Source organism: Asanoa siamensis (genome assembly GCF_016862555.1).
In the GTDB taxonomy this organism is placed as follows: Bacteria; Actinomycetota; Actinomycetes; order Mycobacteriales; family Micromonosporaceae; genus Asanoa; species Asanoa siamensis.
In genome coordinates this window covers 114148-120921 of sequence record NZ_BONE01000019.1, presented here as the reverse complement: position 1 = coordinate 120921, position 6774 = coordinate 114148, and the positions used below count along the sequence as shown (strand labels likewise).

Sequence of the window (6774 nt, the reverse complement as noted above, 5' to 3'; positions counted from 1 at the left end):
AAAAAAAAACCCCGCCGGTCCAGGGACAACGCCCCGGACCGGCGGGTCCGCCGGTCGACAGACCTAAGAAGACGATCGCGTACGCAGGAACGCCACGCCGCCGAGCACGAGCCCGAGCACACCCGCGACCAGACCCGCGATGCCCAGCCCCATCGCCGCGCCCGACGACGACGACGAATCAGCGTCCGAAGCGGCGACGGCGGACACCGACGGCCCGGTCGTCGGCGCGGCAGCCGCGGCGGTGTCGGCCGCCTTGGCCAGCTTCAGCACCGGCGCCGGGCTCTCCGGCTCCTCGCCGCCCGCGACCGGCTCGTCGATCCAGCGCGAGACCTCACCGTCCGAGTAGGTCTGCAGGACCTTGAAAATCATCTGGTCCTTCTCCGGCAGCGGGCCCATGGAGACAGGGAACTCCTGGAACTCGCCTGGCTTGACCCCGCCACCGGCGGCTGCCGTGAAGGTCAGCTTGCCGACCACCTCGGTCACCTGGCTGCCGTGCACCTCCAGCGGCGTCGCCAGCTTGCGCTTCTCGACCGCCACCGTCCAACCCTGCACCGGCATCGTCGACACCGACGCGACGGGCGCGTCCTCGGGCAGGTTGATCTCGAGCTTCATGGTCGACGCCGTGTCGCTCTCGTTGGGCACGCGGAACGCCACCCGCCCGTACCCACCCTGGGTCGCGGAGTTGGGGTTGACCGTGACGTGCGCGAACGCCGGACCGGCGATGCCGAGGGCGACCAGGACGGCGCCGGCGCTGAGGGCGGCCGCCTTGGCCAGCCGGTTGCGGATCATCAGTGGTGAGCCTTTCCTACGTGACGGGCACGGTGGCGGTCACCGTGGCCTGGTCGATGTCGGAGATACGGACGACGAACTTGAGCTCCCACTGCCCGGGGCGGGGCAGTTGGATGGCGCCGCTGGCGTGGGTCGGTGCGAGGCCGAGCAGCGGGATGTCGATCGCCTCGATGCCGGCCGAGGGCAGCGACGCGGTGCCCTTCCACTCGACGACGACCTGCGGCTGGTTGTCCTTCGTGTACGCGTACAGGTGGACGTCGTTGTTGCCCTGCTGCGCCGGGTCGACCTCGACCTGCAGGTTGAGCTTCGGGCTGGTCGTGATCATGGCCGAGTAGTAGCCCGCCTGCTGTTGCTGCGAGGAGGTCGAGTTGGCCACCGCCGTGCGGGCCGGGGTGGTCTGCACCAGCACCGATGTCAGCGCCAGCACGACCGCGATCCCCGCGACCTCGATCAGCACCGCCCGGCGCAACGGCCGGGGATCGTCGGGCGCGGCACCCCGGCGGACCATGCCGCGGGAGAGCGCGGCCACGCCCAGCACGACACCGAACAGCACGACCTTGGCGATGATCAGCTGCCCGTACGTCGTCTTGAACAGCGCCCCGAACGAGGAGATCTCGATCAGCGCCTGTACGACGCCGGCGAGGAAGAGGGCGGTCACGGCGAGCGTCGCCCAGCGCGACCAGACCGGCAGGATCGCGCTCAACTCGCGGGGCTCCGCCTGCCGGAACAGGAACGCGACCAGCATGATCAGGCCGCCCAGCCAGACCGCCATGCCGGCGAGGTGCGCCATGTCGACGACGACGGAGACCGCCGGCACCGGCGACGCGCCCGGGTGACCCGAGACGGGCCAGGTGGCCAGCCCGACCACGCCGAGCACGACCAGCAGCACGCGGTCGGCCGTCCCGCTGCGGCCGGAGAGCAGCGGGCGGAGCAGGAACGTCGAGGCGATCAGCACGCCGATGCGGATCAGGTGCGCCGTGCCGAACGTGCTGGCCAGCACGTCCCGCAGCGCCACGCCGTCGAAGTAGCCGCCGCCGGTCGTGTACGGCGCCTGCAGGAACAGGTCGGCGACCGTCGAGAAGCCGATGAGCCCGAGGCCGAGCCAGGCCAGCCGGGCCGGTTTCTCGCGGGACAGGCGCTGTGGCCAGAGCAGCGCGAGCACGAGCGCCGGGCCGACCAGCAGCACCAGGCCGGCGTACCCGAGGTATTTGACGACCGGGAACGCGATCTTGAGGAAGGTGCTCTCCTCGACCGGGGTCGCGTTGGTGTCGGTCGGCGGCGCGGCCGACGGCGCGCCGACCGAGTACGTGAACGCGCCGGCGACCGGGTGGCTGTCGGCCGAGATCACCCGGTAGTTGACCAGGTAGGTGCCGTTCGCGCCGCCCGACTTGAGCGGGATCCGGACGGTGCCGCCGGCGAACTCGGGCTCACCCGCGTCCGCGCGCGAGCCGTCCGGCGCGATCACGTGGATCTTGTCGGCCACCTGCCGGACGCCCTCGCTGAAGGTCAGCACGATCTCGGGCGGCGCCGCCTGGACGATCGAGTTGGCGGCCGGGCTGGTGCTCTCCAGCACCGCGTGCGCGCTGGCCGGGGCGGCCGGCGCCAGGAAGACGGCCGCCCAGCCGACGACGAGGGCGGCGACGACGACGAACCGTGCGGCGACCCGGCTCACCCGCGACCTGCCGCGGTCGCGGGGGTCAGCGGGGTGGTCCGGGGGCCGCCGCGGCCGAGCGCCCAGAGCGCGGCCGCCTGGACGACCGCGGCCAGGTGCCCGATCTCGTGCACGACGGCGGTACGGCCGTTGGCCACGTCGACCGCGCTCGTGGCGGCGAGGCAGAGGGCGAGCACGAGCGCGACCGGCAGCAGCGCCCGGGCCCGCTCGGGGCGCAGGGCCGCCAGCGCGAAGCCGACCGCGAGCGCGATGTCGAAGCAGGCCATCTCCCGGGTGGCGTGCGCGCCGAGGGCACCCTCGACGCCGAGCAGCGCCTGGACGGCCGAGACGAGTTGGGCGACGGCGAGCACGCCGACCGCGACCCGCAGCACCTGGCGGCGGGCGACCGGCTCGGCCGCGGACCGGCGGCGCTGGTCGGTGGCGACGGCGGTGAGCACGCGCGCGGTGAGGTCCTGCGTCGGCGCCGGAGTGGCCCTGACCAGGAGATCGAGCCGCTCCGCACCGGCCAGCCAGGCCTGGCAGCCCGGGCAGGTGGCGGTATGCGCGTCGATCTCCGCGGCGGTCGCCGGCGGAGCCTCCCCATCGAGCCGCGCCGACAGCGCGACCCGGACGTGCTCGCACATCATGGTCAGGTAGTCGTCCGCGGGGACCGATTGGTTCCCGGCGATTTATCGCGACCGCGTGGCCCTCGACACGGCGGGGTCGGCAAAGCCGAGAAAACGGACGGGTCGCGTACATTTAGTTGCCGTGATCCCCGCCCAGCGCACCGCTCCGGACCCGGGGCCTTCCGGGGCCGCCGTGGCGGGTGTCGAGGTCGACGCCGCCACCAGGTGGGCGTTGGCGGCACGCGGGGGCGACCCCGTGGCGCAGGCCGCGTTCGTCCGGGCGACCCAGGCCGAGGTCTGGCGTCTCGCTGCCGCGCTGGTCGACCCGGACTCCGCGGACGATGTCGCCCAGGACGCCTATCTGCGGGCGTTCCGGTCACTTCCCGACTTCGAGGGCCGATCCAGCGCGCGTACGTGGCTCCTCGGCATCACCAGGCGCGCCTGCGCCGACCATCTCCGCGCGGTCGTCCGCCGCCGGCGGCTGCGTTCGCGGCTGGAGGCCCACCCGGAGCCCGAGCGCTCGGTGATGTCGGCCGCCGAGCCCGACCCGGCGCTGCGCTTCGACAGCCACGACCTGCTGCGCCGACTGCCGGCGGACCGCCGCGGCGCATTCGTGCTCACCCAGCTCATCGGCCTCTCCTACACCGAGGCGGCGGAGGTCGAGGGCGTGCCGGTCGGCACGATCCGGTCCCGGGTCGCCCGGGCCCGGGCCGAGCTCGTGGCGGTGCTGGCCGAGGCGGGCGCCGGCTGACAGCTCGCTGACGGCTGCCTGTCAGCTTCCTGAGCATTGGAACCTCTGCGCGATACGGGGCGACTATATGAGCGTGACGACGTTGACCAGTGGCGTGTCCTGGCCGGGCATCCGCCCGTGGCTGGGCACCTTGGTCCGGCTCGGCCTGGCGGCAGTCTGGCTGTTCGCCGGCGCCGCCAAGGTGGGGGACCTGGCGGGCTCGGGCCGCGCGGTCAACGCGTACCAGGTGATGCCCTTCGAAGTCGCCAAGGTCATCGGGGCCGCCCTGCCGTTCGTCGAGATCGCTCTCGGCGTGCTGCTCGTGGTCGGCCTCGCGACGCGCGCGGCCGCCGCCATCTCGGCCGCGCTGCTCCTGGTCTTCATCGCCGGCATCTCGTCCGCGTGGGCACGCGGGCTGTCCATCGACTGCGGCTGCTTCGGTTCGGGGGGCCAGCTAGCCGCGGGTCAGAGTCCCAGTTACGCGCCCGAGATCGCGCGTGACATCGGTTTCCTGGTCCTGGCCGCATTCCTTCTCGTCTGGCCCCGCACCCGTTTGTCCATCGACAGGTGGCTGGAGGGCACGAATGAGTAAGCGTCAAGAGCGCAAGAGCGCGGCGAAGGTCGTCCGGAAGCAGCTCGCGGCCGAACGCCGGCGCAAGCGCACGATGTGGGTCTCGATCGCCGCCGTGGCCGTCCTGGTGATCGCCGGGTTGATCGGCTGGGGCGTCTACCAGAGCCAGCGCTCCGACACCGGCCCGCTGGTGGCGCCGGCCTCGGCGACCACCACCACCGGCGAGACGGTCGGTTCCGGCCCGGTCAGCATCAGAATCTACGAGGACTTCCTCTGCCCGTTCTGCCGGCAGCTCGAGAGCACCGCCGGGCCGGCGATCAACGACCTGGTCAGCCAGAACAAGGTCACCGTCACCTACAACACCGTGGCGTTCCTCGACCGGGCGTCGACGACTGAATACTCGACCCGTTCGGCCGCCGCTGCCGGGTGCGCCGCCGACGGCGGGAAGTTCAAGGAGTTCCACGACGCGCTGTACGCCCAGCAGCCCGCGGAAGGCAGCGCCGGCCTGTCCAACCAGCAGATGATCGACATCGGCACCGGCCTGGGGCTCAACGGCGACACGTTCGGCTCGTGCGTCAACTCGGGTCGCTACCAGCCGTGGGTCGCCTCGGTGACCGAGGCGGCGTCCCGGGCGGGCGTCACCGCCACACCGACCGTCCTGGTCAACGACCAGGTCATCCAGAACCCGACGCCGGACGCCATCGTCGCGGCCGTGAACGCGGCCTAGATGCGGCTTCTTCTGGCCGGCTTCGGGGCCCTGGTCGCGGTGCTCGTGTCGGCTTCGCCGGCGTGGGCGCACGGTGGGGACGCGCCGGACGGGACCGACTACCGGACGGTGGTCACCGCCGTGTCCCCGGCGCCCGCGGGCCTGCGGGTCCGGGCGGTCGAGGCCGGCGCGCGGTTGGAACTGACCAACCGCACGGGTACGACCGTCGAGGTGCTCGGCTACCAGAACGAGCCCTATCTGGAGGTACGGCCGGACGGGGTGTACGAGAACGTGCACTCGCCCGCCGTCTACCTGAACGCCACCCTGACGGGCACGGCGAACCTGCCGGCGACGGCGGACCCGACGCTGCCGCCGACGTGGCGTAGGACGTCCGGGGAGCCGGTGGCGCTCTGGCACGACCACAGGTCGCACTGGATGCTGTCGACGCCGCCGCCGTCGGTGACGGCGGATCCGTCCCGGGTGCAGCGGATCCGGGACTGGGTGGTGCCGCTGCGGACCGGTGGGGTTACGCCGCTGGAGGTTCATGGCACGCTCGACTGGGTGCCGCCGCCGTCCGCCGGGGTGTGGTGGGCGTGGTCGTTGGTGGCGGCTCTCGGTGTGGCGGTGCTCGGGGTGGTCGGGCGGCTGCGGCGGTTGGCGGGGCTGTTGACCGTGCGCTCCGCTGCTTCCTCGCCGGGTGCTGCTTCTGCCGCTTCTGCTGCTTCTGGGTCGCGGGGGTGGGTGCCGGTCGCGTTGGCTGCGGTGTCTGGCGTCGGTGGCGTGGCGGCGGTGGTCTATGCCGTCGGGCGGGAGATCGACGCCGGGAACGACGGGTTCGGGGCGGTGTTGGGCGGGCTGTTCGCGGGCCAGATCTGGCCGGTGCTGACGGGGTTGGCGGCGCTGGCGGCGGGTGCGTACGCGCTGCTGCGCCGGCCCGCGGCCGACTTCGCGCTGGCGCTGGCCGGTGTGTGCGTGGCGGTTTTCGCCGGCGTCAGCAACGCGGGCGCGTTCGGCAACGGCGTCGTACCCGTACCCTGGTCGCCCGTCCTTGGTCGGCTCCTGCTGGCCGTGGTGATCGCGGCCGGAGCCGGTGTCGCGGGCGCCGCGGCGCTGCGGATGCGGGCGACCGCCGGCCGGCCACCGGTGCCGGGCCCGCGCCGTGACCCTGACCGGCCCGCGCACGACGGGGCCGCGGAAACCCCGGCGGTAGAGTCGGGCGCATGACGGAACGCCTGAGCCCCGGCGACGAGGCACCGAACTTCACCCTGCCGACCGACACCGGCGACACGCTCACCCTGGCCGACCTGCGCGGCCGTCGGGTGGTGCTCTACGCGTACCCGGCGGCGATGACGCCCGGTTGCACCAAGCAGGCGTGCGACTTCCGCGACTCGCTCGCATCGCTGCAGGCGGCGGGCTACGAGGTGGTCGGCATCTCCCCCGACAAGCCGGCGAAACTGGCGAAGTTCCGCGAACACGACGCCCTCACGTTCCCGCTGGTCTCCGACGAGGACAAGCAGGTGCTGACGGCGTACGGGGCGTGGGGCGAGAAGCAGTCGTACGGCCGCACGATCACGGGCGTGATCCGCTCGACGTTCGTGATCGACGAGAAGGGCCGCGTCGAACGGGCTCTCTACAACGTCAAGGCCACGGGCCACGTCGCCAAGCTGCGGCGCGACCTCGGGCTCGACTAGCAAGCCGTAC

8 protein-coding genes are annotated in these 6774 nt (G+C 72.7%); 5 read left to right on the top strand and 3 right to left on the bottom strand.

What is annotated here, in order from left to right:
* Positions 1–63: 63 nt before the first annotated feature.
* Genes Asi02nite_RS14180 through Asi02nite_RS14170 form a run of 3 tightly spaced genes read right to left on the bottom strand, consistent with a single transcriptional unit; the run spans position 64 to position 3084 of the window.
* Positions 64–789: a YcnI family copper-binding membrane protein gene (locus tag Asi02nite_RS14180; protein ID WP_203713184.1), complete on the bottom strand. Its 726-nt coding sequence runs from the start codon at positions 787–789 to the stop codon at positions 64–66.
* Positions 790–805: 16 nt separating this feature from the next.
* The gene (locus Asi02nite_RS14175) at positions 806–2461 is read right to left on the bottom strand and encodes a copper resistance CopC/CopD family protein (protein ID WP_203713182.1); all 1656 of its coding nucleotides are present in this window, start codon (positions 2459–2461) and stop codon (positions 806–808) included.
* Positions 2458–3084: a zf-HC2 domain-containing protein gene (locus Asi02nite_RS14170; RefSeq protein WP_203713181.1), complete on the bottom strand. Its 627-nt coding sequence runs from the start codon at positions 3082–3084 to the stop codon at positions 2458–2460. The genes Asi02nite_RS14175 and Asi02nite_RS14170 overlap by 4 nt, the downstream gene beginning before the upstream one ends.
* A gap of 124 nt (positions 3085–3208) precedes the next feature.
* Here Asi02nite_RS14170 and Asi02nite_RS14165 point away from each other — a divergent pair, with 124 nt between their 5' ends.
* From Asi02nite_RS14165 to bcp, 5 genes are all read left to right on the top strand, one after another.
* Positions 3209–3817, top strand: coding sequence for a sigma-70 family RNA polymerase sigma factor (locus tag Asi02nite_RS14165; protein WP_373312256.1), 609 nt, complete (start codon positions 3209–3211; stop codon positions 3815–3817).
* A gap of 67 nt (positions 3818–3884) precedes the next feature.
* The gene (locus Asi02nite_RS14160) at positions 3885–4388 is read left to right on the top strand and encodes a MauE/DoxX family redox-associated membrane protein (RefSeq protein ID WP_203713180.1); all 504 of its coding nucleotides are present in this window, start codon (positions 3885–3887) and stop codon (positions 4386–4388) included.
* On the top strand, positions 4381–5094 hold the full coding sequence (locus Asi02nite_RS14155) for a DsbA family protein (protein ID WP_203713179.1): 714 nt from the start codon (positions 4381–4383) through the stop codon (positions 5092–5094). The genes Asi02nite_RS14160 and Asi02nite_RS14155 overlap by 8 nt, the downstream gene beginning before the upstream one ends.
* Positions 5095–6297 (top strand): hypothetical protein, encoded by a 1203-nt coding sequence (locus Asi02nite_RS14150; protein ID WP_203713178.1) that lies wholly within the window; start codon positions 5095–5097, stop codon positions 6295–6297.
* Positions 6294–6764, top strand: a complete 471-nt coding sequence (bcp, locus tag Asi02nite_RS14145) for a thioredoxin-dependent thiol peroxidase (RefSeq protein ID WP_203713177.1) — start codon at positions 6294–6296, stop codon at positions 6762–6764. The genes Asi02nite_RS14150 and bcp overlap by 4 nt, the downstream gene beginning before the upstream one ends.
* Positions 6765–6774: the final 10 nt, after the last annotated feature.